We start from the raw sequence: 18,348 nt of genomic DNA on the forward strand, positions 1-18,348 counted from the left end.
TCCGAGGCGCGCCGTGACCGCCGAAGATGCGCGGGCCTGGCAAACTCGAGGGGTGAATCCAACTCTCGACCGAGATTCGTACGGCGACCCGTACGACGACCGGTATGCCCCGGACCCCGGTCCCGAGCGGCTGGGCTTCTTCGGAACGCTCGGACGCTGGACGGGTCGGTTGGTCGCGGGAGTGATACTGATGGCCCTCGTTCTGGTGGCAGGCACCGCGGTGCGCGTGTGGCAGGTGGCTCGAATCGACGACCATACTGCGGCGGACGCCATCGTCGTACTCGGTGCTGCGCAGTACAGCGGTACGCCCTCGACGGTGTTCGAGGCACGCTTGGCGCAGGCGGCCTCGTTGTACGAGCAGGGCATCGCTCCCGAGATCGTCACCGTCGGCGGCAAGCAAGAAGGTGACCTGTTCACCGAGGCGGCGTCGGGTCGCAATTACCTGATAGATCAGGGCGTGCCTGCCGACGCGATCGTGGCCGTCGAAACCGGATCGGACACCCTCGAAAGCATCGAAGCCGTCAGCGCCACGCTACGAGATCAGGGCAAGACATCGGTGGTGCTGGTCAGCGATCCGTGGCACTCGCTGCGCACCCGAACCATGGCGCGCGACGCCGATCTCGATGCGTGGACCTCGCCCACCCGCACCGGCCCTGCCGTCTACACCCGCGAGTCGCAGGCGCACGGAATAGCCAGGGAGACAGGCGCTCTGCTGTGGTACCAGTTGACGCACTTCACCGCTGATTTCTCCTACACGGCAGGCCAGTAGATGACCGGCACATACTCCGAGCACGACGTCGAACGATTCGTCCCCGAACCGCCCAAGACCGCTGGGCTTCGATCCGGGGCGGACAACGCCTCGCATAGGAGTGCGTTCGCGCGAGATCGGGCGCGGGTCTTGCACTGTGCTGCCCTGCGTCGTCTTGCGGACAAGACCCAGGTGACCGGGCCCCGCGACGGCGACACCCCGCGCACCCGGTTGACGCATTCGCTCGAGGTTGCGCAGATCGGGCGCAGCATCGCGGAGGGGCTCGGCAGCGACCCCGATCTGGTCGATTTGGCGGGCTTGGCACACGACATCGGTCATCCTCCCTACGGACACAACGGCGAGCGAGCCCTCGACGAGGTGGCCCAGGACTGCGGCGGATTCGAGGGCAACGCGCAGAACCTGCGCATCCTGACCGGCCTCGAGCCCAAGATCCTCGACTCCGACGGCAACAGCGCGGGGCTCAACCTCACCCGCGCCGCCCTCGACGCCGCGATGAAGTATCCGTGGACCAGGCCCGCGCCGGGCGCGAAATTCGGTGCCTACGACGACGACTCGGCCATTCTCGGCTGGGTACGCGACGGTGCACCGGACAAGCACAAGTGCCTCGAAGCGCAGACCATGGATTGGTCCGACGACGTCGCCTACTCGGTGCACGACGTCGAGGACGGCGTCATCGACGCCAGAATCGACCTGCGTGCACTATCCGATCCGATCGAGCAGCGGGCACTGGCCGAACTCGGTGTCTCGGAGTTCCGCGGACTCGACGTCGACGAGTTGATCGAAGCGGCGAGCCGGTTGTCCAAGATGGACGTCGTCGTCGCGGTCGGCAGATACGACGGCACCCTCACCGCATCCGTGGCGCTCAAGCACATGACCAGCGAGCTGGTCGGGCGATTCGCCACGGCTGCCATCGACGGAACCCGCCAGAAGTACGGCACGGCAGCGTTGACGAGGTACGACGCCGACCTCGTAGTGCCGTCGATCGTCGCGTCCGAAGTGGCTCTGCTCAAGACCATGGCACTGCGGTACGTCATGTCCGACGCTGGGCACAAGATTCGGCAGGAACGTCAACGTGACCGGATCCATCGCGTCGCCGAGTGGTTGATGCGCTCGGCGCCGGGCGAACTCGATCCCATCCTGGTGCCCGCGTGGCAACGCGCGAACAGCGACGCCGAACGGACTCGCGTCGTCGTGGATCAGATCGCGTCGTACACCGAGAGTCGACTCGAACTGGTGGACAAGCGGTCGCTCGGGGCTCAGGCCAGCTGGGGTTGATCGACGGGTGTCGGGCGTCTTGTTCGACGCTAGACTCCAGTCGTGGCCGGCCGAATTCCTGAACGTGACATTGCCGCCATTCGCGAACGCACACGGATCGAAGACATAGTCGGCGACTACGTCTCGCTCAAGCGCGCGGGCGGCGACTCCATGAAGGGGTTGTGTCCCTTCCACGACGAGAAGTCTCCGTCGTTCCATGTTCGGCCCAATCACGGCCATTACCACTGCTTCGGCTGCGGCGAAGGTGGTGATGCCTACTCGTTCCTCCAGAAGATCGAGCACATTTCGTTCGTCGAGGCCGTCGAGCAACTCGCCGATCGGCTGAACTACTCGATCTCCTACGAGGGCGGAGGGCCATCGGTCCAACGTGACCGCGGGACCCGAGCGCGCCTGATCGCCGCGAACGCGGCGGCTCAGGAGTTCTACGCAGGTCGGCTCAGCGGGCCCGATGCCCAGGCCGCCCGGGACTACCTGACCGAACGCAACTTCGACGGCCACGCCGCACTGGCCTACGGCTGCGGATACGCACCCGACGGCTGGGACACCCTCACCAAACACTTGCTGGGCAAGGGCTTCGAAGCCAAGGAGATCGTCGACGCCGGCCTGGCGACCCCGGGCAAGCGCGGCACACCCATCGACCGATTCCGGCGCCGGTTGGTGTGGCCGATTCGCAGTCAGAGCGGCGACGTCATCGGCTTCGGCGCACGCAAGCTGTTCGACGACGACACGATGCCCGGAAAGTACATCAACACTCCGGAAACGATGCTGTACAAGAAGTCTCAAGTGTTGTTCGGGCTCGACCTGGCACGCAAGGAGATCGCGAAGTCGCATCAGGCCGTCATCGTCGAGGGCTACACCGACGTCATGGCGATGCACCTCGCCGGCGTCAAGACCGCGGTGGCGTCCTGTGGCACCGCGTTCGGCGAAGACCACCTTGCGATGCTGCGCCGACTGATGATGGACGACAGCTACTTTCGCGGTGAGGTGATCTACACCTTCGACGGTGACGACGCCGGCCAGGCCGCGGCCATGAAGGCGTTCGAGGGGGATCAGAAGATCGCCGGGCAGACCTTCGTCGCCGTCGCACCCGACGGAATGGACCCGTGCGACCTGCGCCTGAAGTCCGGTGACAACGCTGTTCGCGATCTCGTGGCCCGGCGAACTCCGATGTTTGCCTTCGTCGTCAAATCGCTGCTCCGAGAGCATGATCTGGACACGCCCGAGGGGCGCGTCGAAGCGCTCAAGCGCACTGTTCCGGTGGTCGCGCGAATCAAGGACGCCTCACTGCGGGACGAGTACGCCAGGCAGCTCGCCGGGTGGACCGGCTGGGACGACACTGCGATGGTGCTCGCCCGCGTGCGCGACGAGGCGAAGAAGGGTGCGCGAGGCGACACGAGCGGTAAACGCGTGCCCTTCGAGAAGCGTCAGGCAGCGCCGACGGAAGCCCCGGCCGGGCCGCCTCGTCCCAACCCCACCGATCCGACGCTGTGGCCGCAACGAGAGGCCCTCAAGGCGGTGCTGCAGATGCCCGCGGTCGCCGGCACCGTCTTCGATTCGTTGCCACCCGAGAGCTTTCACCATCCGGCGTACGCCGCGGTGCGTGATGCCGTGGCCGCGGCCGGCGGCACTGCCGCGGGCCTGGGCGGTGGGGAGTGGGTCGACGCGGTGGCCAAGCAGGCCAAGGACGCCGTGGTGGTGTCGTTGGTGACGGAGTTGGCCGTCGATCCGATGCGCGTGGCCGACGACGCTCTCACGCGCTACATCTCCGGTGTGCTCGCCCGGCTTCAAGAGGTGTGGGTGGGCCAACAGGTCGCCGAACTGAAGTCCAAGCTGCAGCGCATGTCGCCTGCGGAGAAGCCGGACGACTACAACGCCCTGTTCGGTGATCTCATCGCCCTCGAGCAGTACCGCCGCAGCCTGCTCGAACTCGCCGTGGGAAGCGTCGCCGAGGTCGGTTAGCGCCGCAGCTGATCGCGCGGGACGAAAACCTGGTCTTCGTCGTCGACCGGCTTCATCGGCTCGAGTCTCGGCTGCGTGTTCAGAGAGTCGGACAACTTCTGACGGCCGACCTCGATGGCCTTCTTGGTGGCCGGGCTCGACGCGACGGCGCTGGCCGTCTTGCGAATCTGCTCGTAGCGGCCCCGTCCGGCCTTGGCTCCCAGTACATATGCAGCTCCAGCCGCCAGTACCAAACGAATCATCAGTGGGTCCTTCCGTAGAGCGTGCGGCCGTTCTTCCATCTTGCCCGACGAACCTCGAGCAGGGCGATTCGGTACACAGCGGAAGCTGTTCCGGCGCTCTCGTGGGCCCGATTTGGTACTCACAAGGGGGTGTGCGCTATTGTTTCCAACGGCTCGCACGAGAGTGTGACGCCGCAAGGTAATCCCCCATAGCTCAATTGGCAGAGCATTCGACTGTTAATCGAAGGGTTCCTGGTTCGAGTCCAGGTGGGGGAGCGCAGTCCCCGTCCGGCTTGTCCGGGCGGGGATTTTTGCTGTCCGGGGTCGCTCGCCCGTGACCGGGTCGGTCGGCGAGAACGTACCGCACATGTGGTACCGAGAGTCCCGGACAGCTATCAGATCGTGACCGAATCTTCTGTATATCGATCGAATGAATCAGGTCGACGGATGCCAGTTTTGTCGGTGTCTCGCGACATACTGTTCGTGCGATCCGGGACGCTCGGAAGTGCTGGAAAAAGACGGATCGGTCGGGTTCTAAGGGGCTTTGAAGTGAGTTTGAGTTACGCATCCACCGTTCCACGCCAGCTCGTGCATCGGCGCTCTCCGGCGGACGTGCTGTTGACCGACTACGAGACGGTCGACGGTACGCATCGTGCGGCGGTACAGCTGCCGACGTCGCATCGCATGTTCGTGCCGGTACGTCGCACCCACGATTCGTTGATGATCGCCGAGGCGCTACGGCAGGCAGTGAGCCTGTTCTGTCACGTCGAACACGACGTCCCGCTCGACCACGTGGTCTACATCGAGCACTTCCGGTTCGACATTCTCGACCTGCTGTCGGTCGACAACATCGACGATTCGCTTGTCGCCGAGTCGATCACGACCGACCGCACATTCGAGGACGAGTCGCTGGACAACCTGAAGCTGTCGGCTCGATTGCTCAACCGCGGTCAGGTCGTCGCCTCCGGAACGGCGTCCGTGCGTCCCATCGGACCGGACGTCTACTCCAAGGTCCGCAAGCCGACCATGGCCGACCCACACTTTCGGTACCTTCCCGCCGGAACCGAGGTGGTGGAACCGGCCGGAGTCGGCCGTCTCGACCCCTCAGATGTCGTACTGGCTCGTCATACCTCGGACGGGACGCTCGTGGTGGCTCCGGATCCGCGGAACCTGGCGATGTTCGATCATTCGGTGGAATACCTACCGGGCGTCACCATGCTCGAAGCCGCCCGTCAGGCGTTGCGTTCGGCCACCGGTTGCGTGGGACTGGACTTCACGTCCCTCGAGGTCAGGTTCTTGGGGTTCGCCGAATGGGCCAACCCGTGCACGGTCATCGTCGACAGCGACACGACCGACGGCATTCACCGCATTCAGTTCGAGCACGACGGGGTCGTGCTCTCGGCGATGTCCGTCACGGCGACACCCGAACCGTGGCTACCGCTCAGCGATCGTTCCAGTCGATGAGCGGTGCATCGGCTACCGCTCGTATCCGGGCCAGTCGCCGGCGAGGGGCGATCGACGGTAGCAACAGGTGCCACATCTCGGTCATCCGAAGCTGGAGGTCGGCGCGTCCGGTGAGCATCTCCGAGACGGTCTGAACTCCCGTGAACGATGCAACGATCATCCTGGCGAGTGCGGCCGTGTCCACGTCGTCGACGATGTCGCCTTCGGTCCGGGCGCGCTCGGTCAACTTCGCGATCATTCCGATCCAGTCGTCGAACGATTGCGCATTCGGATTCTGAGCCGTCGTCGATTCCAACGTCAACCGCATGCCGCCACGTGCGATGGGGTCGGTCTGCAGCTGACGCGCCAACTCCTTGGTGATCAGGATCAGGGCATCGATGGCCTTCGGTGTGCTTTCGATGATGGTGACGGTGGCAGCGGTGGCAAGAGCCATCTGTGCCTCGATCACGGCCTGCGCCAGATCTTCCTTCGACGAGAAGTGGAAGTACATCGCACCCTTGCTGACGCCGGCGTTGGCGATGATGGTGCTCAGACTGGCTGTGCCGTAGCCGAACTTGTCGAAGCTCGATGCGGCTCCCACGAGTACGGCCTGCCTGGTCGATTCTGCGCGCTCTTGCATCGGTAGACAATAGCTGGTACCCGCTTTCGCGGCACTCTCCCAGTCAAAAGACGGCAATTCACCGAAAATCGGTGTCGATGCCCAAGGGGCGAACCGTGCGCGCCTGCTCGAATGGTGATGGGGGATGACGGTGAGCGTGCAAATTGATGGCACGCTCATCACATGGTCAACAAGAGCGCGGGCATTCTGCTGTTTCGGGTGAACGCCGACGTGGTGGAGGTTCTGATCGCCCATCCCGGCGGCCCGTTCTGGGCGCGGAAGGACGACGGTGCGTGGTCGATAGTGAAGGGGGAGTTCACCGAGGCCGAAGACCCGTGGACCGCGGCTCAGCGCGAGTTCCGAGAGGAAGTCGGCATCGAGGTGCCTGCGGGCAACCCCATCGAGCTCGGCACCGCCACACAGCGCGGCGGGAAGATCGTCACCGCGTTCGGGATCGAGTCCGACCTCGATGTCTCCACTGCGATGAGCAACACATTCGAGATCGAATGGCCGCCGAAATCCGGAAAGATGCAATCGTTTCCCGAGGTAGACCGCATCGAATGGTTTTCGGTGCCGCTGGCGAGGACAAAGCTACTGGCCGCGCAGCACCCATTTCTCGACGCGGTGGAGGCCTTTGTGGAGTTGCGCTAGTTTCGGCGTCGAATCCGGGGGTATCCGGCGGCCGGAAACGACGGCCGCGGATGCAGGGTGGGAAGTGGAACATGACACCGATGGAGACGACCGACGCCGACACGGCTCGCGTGGAAACGGCTCTGCTGGAAGGTCAGTGGGCAGGTCGAATCGTGGCCTCGGGGTTCGTGGCTCTGGCCACCGGCCTGTCCTGGATGTTCGCCGCGTCCGCAATGATCGGCTAGCAATACCAGACCGTTCGGTCGATACTGCTCAGCGACTACTACGAAGGGCAGTGCAGTGACCGACGGTATTGCGTCAGCGACCCCACCGGCGATCGAGGTACCCAAGCGCGCCTGGCAAGCCCTGGTGGTTCTGTTGCTCGGCATGTTCATGGCCCTGCTCGACACCACCATCGTCAACGTCGCATTGCCGACGATCAGCACGACGCTGGAGGCATCGGAATCCGTTCTGTCGTGGATCATCTCGGGCTACGCGCTCGCGTTCGGTCTCGCCCTGATTCCAGCGGGCAAGGTCGGGGATCGGATCGGGCACAAGTGGGTGTTCTTCACCGGTCTCGCTCTGTTCACGGTGGCCAGCTTTGCCTGCGGACTCGCTCAGGACGATCTGCAGTTGGTGGTTGCCCGAGTGGTTCAGGGTCTGGCAGGCGGAATGTTCGTGCCCGCTGTCACAGCGTTCATTCAACTGCTGTTTCCAGGCCCTGTGCGCGGCAAGGCATTTGCGATCATGGGTGCGGTCATCGGAGTGTCGACTGCGTTGGGGCCGATCGTCGGCGGGTTGATCATCCAGGCTTTCGGTGAGGAGAACGGCTGGCGGTTGGTCTTCTGGGTCAACCTGCCGATCGGCATCGTCGGTCTGATCGCGGCGGCGGTTCTGCTGCCGAAGAAGGATGAATCCGAGCCGACTGCAAGGCCGGGCATCGACTGGCTCGGGTTGGTGCTGATCTCCGCCGGCCTCATCGCGCTGCTCGTACCGCTGATCGAAGGCCAGGAGCTCGGGTGGCCGTTGTGGACCTACGTGACCATTGCTGCAGGCGTGGGCCTGATTGCAGCGTTCGGCTGGTGGGAGGTGATCCACAGCGGTCGTGGACACAATCCGCTCGTGCCGCCGCGACTGTTCACCCGACCGGCATTCACCGGCGGTGTGATTCTCGCGCTGGTGTACTTCGCAGCGTTCACCAGCATCTTCTTCACCATCTCGTTGTTGTGGCAGACCGGGCTCGGCAATACGGCCCTCTCGTCCGGGTTGGTCTCGATACCGTTCGCGATCGGCAGCATCATCGCGTCCTCGCAGAGCAACAAGCTCACGATCCGACTCGGCCGCACCGTACTGATCCTCGGCGCATCGCTGGTGTCGATCGGCTTGATCTGGCTGTGGATCATCTTGGCGACCAGTTCCGCCGACACCATCTCCCATTGGACTCTGCTGGTCCCGCTGTTCATCGCGGGCTTGGGCAACGGCGCGTTCATCGCTCCCAACGCGCAGTTCATCGTCGCAACCGTCGACCGCGACGACGCAGGGGCCGCGAGCGGCGTCATCTCGACGATGCAGCGCGTCGGCTCCGCAATCGGTATCGCAGTCATCGGTAGTGTGCTGTTCGGCTCACTCACCATCACCGGCCCCGATACCGTGGGATCCGGCTTCCTGCACGGTGCCGCAATGGCCATGGCCGTCAGTGCCGCGTTCAGCGTCGTTGCGTTGGCGTTGGTGTTCGCTCTACCGAAGAAGGTGCAGAGCGGTCACTGATCTCGGCTCGTTCAGCTCGACAGGCCCTTGCCGTGCCGCTGGACGACCGTCGATGCGAGATCGGCGATCTTGACGTTGAGATCCTGCGACGATTTGCGGAGCAGTGCGAACGCTTCTTCGTCGGATACTTTGTGCAACGCCATGATGAGGCCGATCGCCTTGCCGATCTCACGGTTGCTCTCGAGGCCGTCGCGCAAGGTCGATGCCTCTTGGCCGTTCAGCATCGCCCCGACCGTCACAGAAGTGAACGCAGTCAGGATGACGGCTTTGTCGGCGGTGTCGGCATCGAAGGCACCCGCGGTGTCGGTGAACAGGTTGAGAGCACCCACCTTCTGCTCGTCGACCTTGAGGCGGAACCCCATCGCTCCCCGGACCGGCGTGCGGTTCAGGACACCCCGAGCCATTGCGGGCCACTGGGTGGGGCTGCTGAAATCCGGCTCGAGTTGGACGGCCTCGGTGGTCAGCGCATCCAAGCACGGTCCCTGACCTGTGGCGCGTTCGATGTCGTCGACGACGCGTGCCACGTCATCCGAGGCCGCGACGGTGACGGCCTTTCCGTGGCGCAACAACATGAGACTCGCGTGATCGCAGTGAGGGACAACCATCGTCGCGGCGTTGCAGATAGCGGTGTAGACCTCTTCTGCGCTACTGCCGCGATACACGATGTCGGCCAGAGCGGCGAATACAGTTGCCGGGTCGGTCGACGGAGCGTCGAACTGTTCGTCGTCGGTCATTGCTTCTCCCGTCGTGTGGCGCATGCCGGGCAAACCGGTTGCGCAGCACATCAACCGTACCGCCCTGCGCCGGGGTCCCTGCACCAACGGGCTGGCAGTAGCCTCATGTCGTGAGCAATGCGCAGGAATCTACGGGATTCGAGTACGGCCACGACGGCCCGAAGTCCATCGTGGTGGGCGTCGACGGCTCGGATTCGTCCTGGCGGGCCGCCGCATACGCCGGAGGACTGGCCCGTAGGCAACAATCGCTTCTGGTGCTGGTCTACGTGCAGCCCATCGCCACCGCGTCGTGGGGCCAGGCGGGGATCTCGATGGTGGAAACGGGCCGACAGATCGCCGACGAACTCCTCGACTACATCAGAACCTCGGTGGCCCGCTTCGGGGAGCGAGAGCAGGTTCGCTGGGAATTCCGCACTGCGCAGGGTGATCCTTACAACGGACTCGTCGCGGTTGCCGATGGACTCCGCACCGACGCCGTCGTGGTGGGGGCCTCCGAACGCGCCGGGCACCGATTGGCGGGATCTGTGGCAGTGCGACTGGTCAAGGCGGGCCGCTGGCCGGTCACAGTGGTGCCATGAAGGCTCGAATTCCAACCAGTCCGCGGTTTTCCCTGTAAAAATAGGCAGTCACCTCGTCGGATGCGAGGCGCATGTGGTGCGGTTCTCGGATTCGGGGAGTTCCATGGCTGGTCTGTCGCGTCGTCAATTCGTCACTCGGGTGGGCACTCTCGCCGCGGCATGGGGAATCGCACCGCAGGTTCTGGGCCACGTCCTTGTCGCTCGGGCGCAGCCGGCGTCAGGAGAGACCGATGTCGGCGGAACGCTGGCGCAGACCATCCTGAGATCGTCGACCGGCCCCGGTCGGTACCGGGTGCTCGCTGCGGGGCCGGGGGAGCCCTACGTCCCTCGCCTCGACATCCTCGGGCGGGCACCCAGCGCGTCTCGGGTGCAGGCCAGACGCTCGTTGCTCTACTTGGGGCACCTGTCGGACATGCATGTCATCGATGCGCAATCGCCCGGCCGGATCGAGCCCATGATCGTCTCCGACCATGCCGCATGGGGCTCGGCCTTCCACCCGCAGGACCCGCTGACCGTGCACGTCACCGCCGCGATGGTGAAGGCATTTGCGGATGCGCGAATCAGTTCGGTCACCGGCGCTCCCATGGGAGCCGCGGTTGTCACCGGTGACAGCGCCGACATGCATTCTCATCTCGAACTTCGTTGGTACATAGACGTTCTCGACGGCGTCGCGGTCCGGCCTACGAGTGGCGCATCCGACGTCTTCGAGGGCGTGCAAGCGTGGCCCGAGGCGCAGTGGGCGTATCGGCCGGGCGATCCGTCGGGAGGGTCGTTCGGGGACTACGGATTTCCGACGCTTCCCGATCTGTTGACGCAGGCGATGTCGGGGACCGTCGAATCGGTGGGGCTACCCGTCCCGTGGTATTCCGTCTACGGCAATCACGACACGTTGTTGCTCGGCACGTTCGATCTCTCCTCTCAGCTGCATGCCCTCGCGGTCGGGGGACAGAAGGCGTACACACTCGAAGCGACGGCCACGTCGGCATTGGCCGGGTACGCATCGACGGGTAGTCCGCTGCAGAGGATGGTCGATGCGCTCGGGGTCGGATCCGGCGCCCGGCCCGGGTTTCGGGCAGTGTCGGCGGATCCGGCTCGGTATCTCTTCGAGCAGCGTGAGTTCATGCAAGAGCACTTCGAGACGACTCCCACCCCAGGGCCGATCGGGCACGGTTTCACCCAGCACAACCTCGACTCGGGTGAAACCTGGTGGGCGGCGGACCCGACTCCGAACGTTCGCACGTTCGGACTCGACACGTGCAACGCCGTCGCCGGCCCCGACGGGGCGGTGCCCGAGGACCAGTTCGACTGGCTCACTCAGCAATTGGAGAAGGCACAGGCCGAACGCAAGCTCGTCCTGATCTACACCCACCACAACAGCCTGACCCTGGAGAACCGTGCACAGCGGCCGGGACAGTCGGTGAAGCTGTACGGCGCAGACGAATTCATCGATCTGCTTCTGAAATATCCTGTGGTGATCGGTTGGCTCAATGGTCACACCCACCAGAATCAAATCGTGGCGCATTCGCGAGACGGACGAGGGTTCTGGGAGATCACCACCGCGTCGTAAATCGACTTTCCGCAGCAACAGCAGGTGGTGGAGATCGTCGACAACAGAGACGAGACATTGTCGCTGTTCACCACGGTGCTCGATCACGCGTCGCCGATCACGCCCGGAAACAGTGGCAGCTACCTGGACCTCGCCTCGCGTAGTCGTGAGTTGGCTGCGAACGACTGGGCCGAGAATCCGCTGATGCGACGAGGTTCGCGCCTCGACCGCAACACCGAACTCCTGCTGCCCGCGCCGTTCGACCTGAGCGCCATCACCGACGCCGCTCTGGAACAGCAACATCTCGACGAGCACGCCAGACTGATTGCGTACGAGACGAGGCAGGGGCGATGAACGGTGTTCGTAGGCAGCTCTTCACGGTGGTGATGGTGCTGGCCTGCGCGGGGTGCTCGCAGACCGCTGCGCTCGCCACGGTCGGGGGAGCGGAACTCGGTAGCCTCCGCTACGCGGTGAACGACGTGCTGTTCGAGCAAGGAATCGAGATCCTCGTTGCGCCCGTGTGCTCGGGCACCGGGGCGGACATCGAATGTGCCGGGACGACAACCGGTAACGAGACGATCACCGGTACGGCCACGTCCGACGATGCCAGTACCGTCGAAGTGAAGGTCGGCCTGACCGTTCTCTACTCGGGTTCGGTGCAGGACGTGCTCGATCGCAATTCGACGGTCGGTGCGCCGTGAAAGGGGTGCTGCTGCTCGCATCGGTGGCGACTGTCTCGGCTCTGATTCAGGCGCTGACCGTGGTGGGGGATCCGGCTCCGACGTCCTCCCTCGGATTCGCTGCGCTGGTCGTCGTTTCCGCCGCAACGGTGATGTGTGCGCTGTGGTTCACCGCCTCGACGGCACTCGATGTGGTGGACGGCAACGCGTCGGGTGCACTGAGCCGGACGTGGCGACGACCGCGGGTACTGGCGTGGTGCGTGGTGCTGACCGTGGCGGCCGTTGCGTTCGCAATTCTCTTCCCCCTGCTCCCGGCTATTGTCATAGTCATTGCGCTGCTGATACTTCCAGCGGCAGTGGACGGTTGCCGAAACCCTCTGCGCGCTGCACTACACACCGTGAAGCAATCCCCGTGGCGCTGTACCGCAGCGGCGGTCATCACGATCCTCGCCTACCTACTCGGCTGGGTGGTGGCACTCGTGCTGGGATTCTTCGTCACCGGCGTGGTGGCGGCATTCCTGACGTGGCTGTGGTTCGGGGCCAATGCTGCTGCACTGCTGGTGTATTGGTCGGCTTTGTATCGGAGAGCAACCGCTGTGACGATAAAGGTAGTATGCCACCGCGCTTCATAGTTCCTTGGTTGCGTAGTGAAGGATCGCTCGATTTGCTCAGGAAGTTGAAACGTGAAGTGAACACCCTTTCTGCGACGCTGTACCCGCCCCTGTGTTGGCACCGTCCGCAATGACGGATTCCTTCTTGTCGGACACTCGCGCTAGCCTCCACGAAAGTGAACTCGGCCCCGGGGGAGTAATAGAATGATGAACGTCGAATCCGCGCAAACCAGTCTCAAAGGGTTGGTCCAGGACTTCTTCGAAACTACATGGGCACGCCTCATCGATATGTCGTTCTTGCTTCTCGTTTCCACGTGGGTGTGGTGTGCTGGTGTGTCAGCGATCCTCAACGAGTCGGGGTTCCCAAGGCCCATCGATTGGTATCGAGGACCTGTAGAATCGATGGGTTGGCAAATGCCGACCTGGATCGTATCCCTCTCGGACTGGCGGAGCCCCGAGGGAATGTGGTGGCCACAAGCTGCGGTCTTGGGAGTCGCTATCGCGTGTTCTCTTCGGGCCCGTACTTCAGTCGCACCAGGATATCGGTTGTCAGCACTGGTTCTGCTCGTGGCATCTTGTCAATGGTTTGGGGTGAAAAGCACGTTTGCGGGCTTTGTCTTAACTTCTGCATTTTTAACGCTTATGGCTTTGATCAGAAGCGGAATCGACCAGCGCTTCGGTGAACGCGACAACGCGACATATTCGTACTTGCCGAATATCGTTCTCCGAGTCTTCGTATACGGGCCACTTTTGGTCCTGGTCTTGCCATTCTTCGCGCCGGTACTGGCGCTGGTCGCTGCTCTACGGTCGTTTGCTTTCGATAATCGCGACTTCATAGAGCCGAGTGAGCTTGCAACCGTGACAGCAGTTGTCGACGGATGTCCCTCGGGTGAGGGGACAGCAGCCCAAATGTCAACACGGCGTTTAGCGCTGCTCCTGACCGCCGCGCAGTTGGCAGCGGCTGCCGAGAGCGGCACTAGATCTAAGATTGCGCAAGCGGTGGAAAGAAGTTTGCAGAGTCGGTGATCGGCTGAGTAAACCCGGCTTCGCCCTGGCGACGGCCGCTAGTTGAGCTCCAGGGGCCGTCTGACGACCCGGCATCTAGACAATGTCAGAAGTCTTGGTGGGGCGGGCGGGGCTCGAACCCGCGACCAATGGATTATGAGTCCACGGCTCTAACCGACTGAGCTACCGCCCCAATCCCGTACCAGGTACGAGCCAGCAGAATCGTACAGAATCACGCCGTCTCATGGTTCCATCGGGGGCGCTACTTGGCCCTCACCTGCACCGGAACGCCGTTGAGAATCGCGTTCGCCGAGACCGCGTCGACTCGGGCGGGGTCGGTGATGTCGTTGACGCTCGGTCCGGTGACAGTGGTGGCGACCGAGAGCTGCACGCCCGGGCGCTGATGACCGAATCCGTGCGGCATGCTCACCACCCCGGGCATCATCTTTTCGGACGCCGCAACCTCGATGTCGACGGTACCGGCCGCGGAAGTGACCGACACCATCGAACCGTCCTCGATCCCGCGCTGGAGGAGATCGTTCGGGTGGGCCAGAAGCTGATGTCGCGCTTTGCCTTTGGTGAGCCGAGCGGTGTTGTGCATCCACGAGTTGTTGCTGCGCAGATGCCGTCGACCGATCAGCAGGAGCTCGTCGCCCTTGGGGGCCGCGCTCGAGTGCATCAGGTCCACCAGGGTAGGCAGTTCACCGACCACGACGTCCTGGATCAATTGAATGCGCTTGTCCTTGGTCTTCAGCTTCTGGGGAAAGCCCGGACGCAGCGGTCCCAGATCTATGCCGTGCGGGTTGGCTCGAAGCCTCCTCAGCGACAACCCTTTTCGTCGGCTACGGAGCAGGATATCCAGAGTACGAGCAGGAGACAGGCGCAGACGGGCCTCGCCGATGACGCTCTTCGGCGTCAATCGTGCCTTAAGTCGATCGACGGTGGAACCTGCCATGCGGTTCTTGTAGCGCAGTGACAAGTCTCGGAAGATCTCCCAATCATGCTTGGCCTCAGCCTGCTTGGGTAGGACTGCGGGCATGTACTTGGCAGTGTTGTGTACCGCGAAAGAATTGAAGATCAGATCGTAGTGATCGCGTTCGAGGGACATCGTCGGAGGCAGAATCACGTGAGCGTGACGCGAGGTCTCGTTGATGTAGAAGTCGAACGACACCATGAAATCGAGTCCCGCGAACGCGTCGTTCAGGGTAGTACCGCCGGGCATCGACAGCACCGGATTGCCGGACAGGACGGCCATGGCACGAATCTGGTCCTTGCCCTCGGTGGTGATCTCGTCGACGAGCGTCGAACAGGGATACTCGCCGGCGAACTCGGGTAGATCGCGAACGCGGCTGCGCCACTTGTCGAAATGTCCACGACCGACGATGCCCTGCGAGATCAGATCGATCGCCGGATCGGTCACCATCGCACCGCCCGGGCGGTCGAGGTTGCCGGTGATGATGTTGAGTACCTGGATCGCCCACTGGCACACCGTGCCGAACTGCTGCGTCGACACTCCCATCCTGCCGTACGCCACAGCAGACTTCGCCGCAGCGAAGTCCCGTGCGAGAGAAGAGATGTCGTCTGCCGACATGCCGACGATCGGTGCCACCGCCGTCGGCGTGAATTCGGCGACGAGATCGGCAAGTCGATCGGCACCATCGACGTAGTCGGCGACACGGACGGAGCCGTCGGCGACGATCGTGTGAATCATCGCCAGCAACAGCAGCGCGTCGCTACCGGGACGAACGAAGAAGTGGGTGTCGGCAATATCCGCCGTTTCGGTCTTACGTGGATCGACCACTACCAGTCGGCCACCCCGCTTACGGAGTGCGCGTGCTCTTTTGGCGAAGTCGGGCACCGTCATCATGCTGCCGTTGGAGGCCATCGGATTGCCGCCGAGGACGAGGAAGAAATCGGTTCGATCGATATCCGGAATGGGCAGCAGGAGCTGGTGGCCGTAGAGCAGATGGTCGACGAGCTGGTGCGGCAACTGATCCAAGGACGTCGCCGAGTACCGATTGCGGGTGCGCAGCAGCGACGTGAACGGAATGCCGTGGGTCATCGCACCCATCGAGTGCACGTTGGGATTGCCCTGATACAGCCCGACAGCATTGGATCCGTAATTCTTCCGCGTCGAGACAAGGCCATCGACGACGAGGTCGTACGCTTCCGCCCAGCCGATCTTCTCCCACTTCTCACCCACCCGCTTGACCGGTGTGGTGAGCCGATCGGTGTCGGCATGAAGGTCGATCAACGACAGAGCCTTGGGGCAGATGTGGCCCCGGGAGAGTGGGTCCTTCTCGTCGCCGCGGATCGAGACCACCGTCTTGTTCTCCACCGTGAATTCGAGACCACAGATCGCCTCGCACAGATTGCACGATCCATACACAACCGACATCGCATTTCTCCCATTCCCGTCGTCCGAGACTAGCCCGGCAGGGGACCGATCCACGGGCATCGGCAGACAATTAGGCTCTGGAGTCGTGACTACCCTCGATCTCACTGCCTCGTGGCCCGTCGACCATGTCAGTGCCGCCGTCGTCACCGACGCCGGAGTGCGGGAGGAGGTGGGGGACACCGCGCGCGTCTTCGAGCTGGCGTCGGTCACCAAATTGCTCACCGCCTACGCGGTGCTTGTTGCCGTGGAGGAAGGTGCCGTCGAGCTCGACCAGCCCGCAGGGCCGGAGGGGTCGACTGTGCGGCATCTGCTGGCGCATGCCTCGGGACTGGCGTTCGGCGAGCGGAAGGTGCAGGCTCCGGCCGGCACCAAGAGGATCTACTCGAGCGCGGGATTCGAGGTCTTGGCCGAACTCATCGAAGCAGAGTCGGGAATCACCTTTCCCGACTACCTGGATGAGGCAGTCTGCGGACCGCTCGGGATGGTCGACACGTCGTTGCCCGGGTCGGCCGGTCACGGTGCCCGTTCGTCCGTTGCAGACCTGACCAAGTTTGCCGCGGAACTGTTGCAGCCGAGTCTCCTCGCGCCGCAGACATTCTCTTCGGCCGTCGACGTGCAATTTCCCGGACTGAACGGAATCGTGCCCGGGTACGGATCGCACAAGCCCTGCGACTGGGGTCTGGGGTTCGAGCTGCGCGATGACAAGACCCCGCACTGGACTGGGAGTAACAACTCGAGGGCAACGTTCGGCCACTTCGGACAGGCCGGGACGTTCCTGTGGGTGGACCCGTCGGTGAGGATCGCGTGCGTGGTGCTGACCGATCGAAACTTCGGAGATTGGGCCAAACCGCTCTGGCCCGAGCTCTCCGACGCCGTCCTGGCCGGGTGAAACACCACCGTTCACAGATTGCACTGGCGCAACAGGGGCAACTCGGGGCACACTAGTACACACACGCGTTGAATCGCTGCAACCAGTTCGAGCATGTCGAGGTCGTTGGGGAAGACGTCCCTCGTCGAAGCTGGAGGTAGTGCAATGCGTGGATCGAACCAATTCGCAGATGCGACGTCGGGTGTTGTGTACATCCACTCGTCGCCCGCTGCGCTGTGCCCGCATGTCGAATGGGCGTTATCCGACGCCCTCGATTGCCGTGCCAATTTGAAGTGGTCCGCGCAGCCGGCATCCGACGGACAGCTGCGCGCCACCACGGACTGGATCGGGCCCGTAGGCACCGGAGCGAAGCTCGCCGGCATCCTGCGCTCCTGGCAGATGCTGCGCTACGAGGTGACCGAAGACGCCAGCGAAGGCGTCGACGGCGAACGGTTCTCGCACGTACCCGGATTGGGTCTCTGGCGCGGATCGACGAGTGCCAACGGGGACGTGGTGCTCGGCGAGATGCGACTGCGCGCCCTGATGGAGAACAACCAAGGCAACCTCGCCGCCGCAGTGGAGCACGCGCTCGGCTCGGATTGGGATGCCGCACTCGAGCCGTTCCGCACCGGAGGCGCAGGAGCAGAAGTGACCTGGCTCAGCCGCAACGTCGGCTAGCAGCGGTTGCCGGGGATTCGTCGCGGCGGTAGTTTCGCGTTCGTGCCTGGGGTAGGCATGTGGGAACGACCGTGGAGTGGTGAGTTCGATGTTGTCGACCGGAAAAGTGATTCGATTCGACGAGTTCAAGGGGTACGGATTCGTAGCGCCGGACGAGGGCGGCGAGGACGTGTTCATCCACGTCAACGATCTGGACTTCGACAAACGACTGTTGGCACCGGGAGTACGCGTCGAATACGTTGCCGTAGACGGTGACCGTGGTCTGAAGGCCACCGAGGTCCAGATCATCGACGGGCCGACGTCGACCGCTCTGGTTACCCGTCACAAACCCGACGTCCCATTTCACAACACCGCACCCGTCAGTGGTCACCAGCGCCACGACGACGCAGGCGCGGACGTCCTGTCCGAGGCGGACTTCACCACAGAGCTGACCGAACAACTACTGACGTCGAACGGCACGCTCACGGCTGCGCAGATACTCGACGTGCGATCGGCCGTAGTTCGACTGGCCCACGATCACCGATGGATCCAGGGCTGACCGACCTCGATCGACCTCGTTCGCCCGTC

General features: G+C 63.5%; 19 protein-coding genes and 2 tRNA genes. 16 read left to right on the top strand and 5 right to left on the bottom strand.

From position 1 onward, the window contains the following. The first annotated feature begins 52 nt into the window (after window positions 1-52). From AB0O58_RS18990 to dnaG, 3 genes are read left to right on the top strand one after another with little or no spacing between them, the layout of a single operon-like run. Window positions 53-769, top strand: coding sequence for a YdcF family protein (locus AB0O58_RS18990; RefSeq protein ID WP_027497482.1), 717 nt, complete (start codon window positions 53-55; stop codon window positions 767-769). Then, window positions 770-2,044, top strand: a complete 1,275-nt coding sequence (locus tag AB0O58_RS18995; protein WP_027497481.1) for a deoxyguanosinetriphosphate triphosphohydrolase — start codon at window positions 770-772, stop codon at window positions 2,042-2,044. A 42-nt stretch (window positions 2,045-2,086) separates the two neighbouring features. After that, on the top strand, window positions 2,087-4,003 hold the full coding sequence (gene dnaG, locus AB0O58_RS19000; RefSeq protein WP_027497480.1) for a DNA primase: 1,917 nt from the start codon (window positions 2,087-2,089) through the stop codon (window positions 4,001-4,003). Here the strand turns inward: dnaG and AB0O58_RS19005 are convergent. Continuing rightward, the gene (locus tag AB0O58_RS19005) at window positions 4,000-4,245 is read right to left on the bottom strand and encodes a hypothetical protein (protein ID WP_027497479.1); all 246 of its coding nucleotides are present in this window, start codon (window positions 4,243-4,245) and stop codon (window positions 4,000-4,002) included. The genes dnaG and AB0O58_RS19005 overlap by 4 nt on opposite strands. 182 nt (window positions 4,246-4,427) lie before the next feature. Here AB0O58_RS19005 and AB0O58_RS19010 point away from each other — a divergent pair. Both AB0O58_RS19010 and AB0O58_RS19015 read left to right on the top strand, forming a co-directional pair. Further along, a tRNA-Asn gene (locus tag AB0O58_RS19010) sits at window positions 4,428-4,500 on the top strand. Between the two features lie 273 nt (window positions 4,501-4,773). Beyond that, window positions 4,774-5,688, top strand: a complete 915-nt coding sequence (locus AB0O58_RS19015) for an AfsA-related hotdog domain-containing protein (protein ID WP_032382769.1) — start codon at window positions 4,774-4,776, stop codon at window positions 5,686-5,688. On the opposite strand, the gene AB0O58_RS19020 is transcribed toward AB0O58_RS19015, so the two are convergent. Further along, window positions 5,666-6,307, bottom strand: a complete 642-nt coding sequence (locus AB0O58_RS19020) for a ScbR family autoregulator-binding transcription factor (RefSeq protein WP_027497477.1) — start codon at window positions 6,305-6,307, stop codon at window positions 5,666-5,668. The genes AB0O58_RS19015 and AB0O58_RS19020 overlap by 23 nt on opposite strands. A 162-nt stretch (window positions 6,308-6,469) precedes the next feature. Between AB0O58_RS19020 and AB0O58_RS19025 the strand changes: the two genes are divergently transcribed. From AB0O58_RS19025 to AB0O58_RS19035, 3 genes are all read left to right on the top strand, one after another. Continuing rightward, the gene (locus AB0O58_RS19025; protein WP_032399938.1) at window positions 6,470-6,937 is read left to right on the top strand and encodes an NUDIX domain-containing protein; all 468 of its coding nucleotides are present in this window, start codon (window positions 6,470-6,472) and stop codon (window positions 6,935-6,937) included. Window positions 6,938-7,008: 71 nt separating this feature from the next. After that, a complete protein-coding gene (locus AB0O58_RS19030) occupies window positions 7,009-7,161 on the top strand; it encodes a hypothetical protein (RefSeq protein WP_155288446.1) in 153 nt (50 codons plus the stop codon). Window positions 7,162-7,216: 55 nt separating this feature from the next. Beyond that, window positions 7,217-8,683: an MFS transporter gene (locus AB0O58_RS19035; RefSeq protein ID WP_032399939.1), complete on the top strand. Its 1,467-nt coding sequence runs from the start codon at window positions 7,217-7,219 to the stop codon at window positions 8,681-8,683. Between the two features lie 11 nt (window positions 8,684-8,694). On the opposite strand, the gene AB0O58_RS19040 is transcribed toward AB0O58_RS19035, so the two are convergent. After that, the gene (locus tag AB0O58_RS19040) at window positions 8,695-9,417 is read right to left on the bottom strand and encodes a GAF and ANTAR domain-containing protein (RefSeq protein WP_027497474.1); all 723 of its coding nucleotides are present in this window, start codon (window positions 9,415-9,417) and stop codon (window positions 8,695-8,697) included. A gap of 110 nt (window positions 9,418-9,527) precedes the next feature. On the opposite strand from AB0O58_RS19040, the gene AB0O58_RS19045 reads away from it, so the two are divergent. The 5 genes from AB0O58_RS19045 to AB0O58_RS19065 all read left to right on the top strand — a co-directional run bounded on the left by AB0O58_RS19045 (window position 9,528) and on the right by AB0O58_RS19065 (window position 12,853). Further along, window positions 9,528-9,995 (top strand): universal stress protein, encoded by a 468-nt coding sequence (locus AB0O58_RS19045; protein ID WP_027497473.1) that lies wholly within the window; start codon window positions 9,528-9,530, stop codon window positions 9,993-9,995. A 103-nt stretch (window positions 9,996-10,098) separates the two neighbouring features. After that, window positions 10,099-11,562: a metallophosphoesterase gene (locus tag AB0O58_RS19050; protein WP_230593417.1), complete on the top strand. Its 1,464-nt coding sequence runs from the start codon at window positions 10,099-10,101 to the stop codon at window positions 11,560-11,562. Between the two features lie 24 nt (window positions 11,563-11,586). After that, a complete protein-coding gene (locus tag AB0O58_RS19055) occupies window positions 11,587-11,895 on the top strand; it encodes a hypothetical protein (protein ID WP_241258035.1) in 309 nt (102 codons plus the stop codon). Next, window positions 11,892-12,242: a hypothetical protein gene (locus AB0O58_RS19060; RefSeq protein ID WP_366238600.1), complete on the top strand. Its 351-nt coding sequence runs from the start codon at window positions 11,892-11,894 to the stop codon at window positions 12,240-12,242. The genes AB0O58_RS19055 and AB0O58_RS19060 overlap by 4 nt, the downstream gene beginning before the upstream one ends. Further along, window positions 12,239-12,853, top strand: a complete 615-nt coding sequence (locus AB0O58_RS19065) for an EI24 domain-containing protein (protein WP_155288646.1) — start codon at window positions 12,239-12,241, stop codon at window positions 12,851-12,853. Before AB0O58_RS19060 ends, AB0O58_RS19065 begins: the two co-directional genes overlap by 4 nt. Before the next feature lie 1,100 nt (window positions 12,854-13,953). On the opposite strand, the gene AB0O58_RS19070 is transcribed toward AB0O58_RS19065, so the two are convergent. Both AB0O58_RS19070 and AB0O58_RS19075 read right to left on the bottom strand, forming a co-directional pair. Continuing rightward, window positions 13,954-14,030: transfer RNA gene (locus AB0O58_RS19070), tRNA-Ile, on the bottom strand. Window positions 14,031-14,099: 69 nt separating this feature from the next. Continuing rightward, window positions 14,100-16,235 carry a molybdopterin-dependent oxidoreductase gene (locus tag AB0O58_RS19075; RefSeq protein WP_032374410.1) on the bottom strand — a complete coding sequence of 712 codons (2,136 nt, stop codon included), beginning with the start codon at window positions 16,233-16,235 and terminating at the stop codon, window positions 14,100-14,102. Between the two features lie 85 nt (window positions 16,236-16,320). Here AB0O58_RS19075 and AB0O58_RS19080 point away from each other — a divergent pair, with 85 nt between their 5' ends. The 3 genes from AB0O58_RS19080 to AB0O58_RS19090 all read left to right on the top strand — a co-directional run bounded on the left by AB0O58_RS19080 (window position 16,321) and on the right by AB0O58_RS19090 (window position 18,319). Beyond that, a complete protein-coding gene (locus tag AB0O58_RS19080; protein WP_032399941.1) occupies window positions 16,321-17,124 on the top strand; it encodes a serine hydrolase domain-containing protein in 804 nt (267 codons plus the stop codon). Window positions 17,125-17,268: 144 nt separating this feature from the next. Then, window positions 17,269-17,781: a DUF3145 domain-containing protein gene (locus tag AB0O58_RS19085; protein WP_032368158.1), complete on the top strand. Its 513-nt coding sequence runs from the start codon at window positions 17,269-17,271 to the stop codon at window positions 17,779-17,781. 88 nt (window positions 17,782-17,869) lie between these two features. Next, window positions 17,870-18,319: a cold-shock protein gene (locus AB0O58_RS19090; protein WP_032368157.1), complete on the top strand. Its 450-nt coding sequence runs from the start codon at window positions 17,870-17,872 to the stop codon at window positions 18,317-18,319. Window positions 18,320-18,348: the final 29 nt, after the last annotated feature.

This window comes from Rhodococcus sp. NPDC080181 (genome assembly GCF_040702225.1).
In the GTDB taxonomy this organism is placed as follows: Bacteria; Actinomycetota; Actinomycetes; order Mycobacteriales; family Mycobacteriaceae; genus Rhodococcoides; species Rhodococcoides fascians.

Bases quoted from the DNA above. Each gene is read 5' to 3' on its own strand.
- AB0O58_RS19060 (WP_366238600.1), top strand. From the start codon at position 11,892: ATGAACGGTGTTCGTAGGCAGCTCTTCACGGTGGTGATGGTGCTGGCC.
- AB0O58_RS19050 (WP_230593417.1), top strand. From the start codon at position 10,099: ATGGCTGGTCTGTCGCGTCGTCAATTCGTCACTCGGGTGGGCACTCTC.
- AB0O58_RS19020 (WP_027497477.1), bottom strand. From the start codon at position 6,307: ATGCAAGAGCGCGCAGAATCGACCAGGCAGGCCGTACTCGTGGGAGCC.
- AB0O58_RS19085 (WP_032368158.1), top strand. From the start codon at position 17,269: ATGCGTGGATCGAACCAATTCGCAGATGCGACGTCGGGTGTTGTGTAC.
- AB0O58_RS19090 (WP_032368157.1), top strand. From the start codon at position 17,870: ATGTTGTCGACCGGAAAAGTGATTCGATTCGACGAGTTCAAGGGGTAC.
- AB0O58_RS19025 (WP_032399938.1), top strand. From the start codon at position 6,470: ATGGTCAACAAGAGCGCGGGCATTCTGCTGTTTCGGGTGAACGCCGAC.
- AB0O58_RS19040 (WP_027497474.1), bottom strand. From the start codon at position 9,417: ATGACCGACGACGAACAGTTCGACGCTCCGTCGACCGACCCGGCAACT.
- AB0O58_RS18995 (WP_027497481.1), top strand. From the start codon at position 770: ATGACCGGCACATACTCCGAGCACGACGTCGAACGATTCGTCCCCGAA.
- AB0O58_RS19075 (WP_032374410.1), bottom strand. From the start codon at position 16,235: ATGTCGGTTGTGTATGGATCGTGCAATCTGTGCGAGGCGATCTGTGGT.
- AB0O58_RS19005 (WP_027497479.1), bottom strand. From the start codon at position 4,245: ATGATTCGTTTGGTACTGGCGGCTGGAGCTGCATATGTACTGGGAGCC.
- AB0O58_RS19030 (WP_155288446.1), top strand. From the start codon at position 7,009: ATGACACCGATGGAGACGACCGACGCCGACACGGCTCGCGTGGAAACG.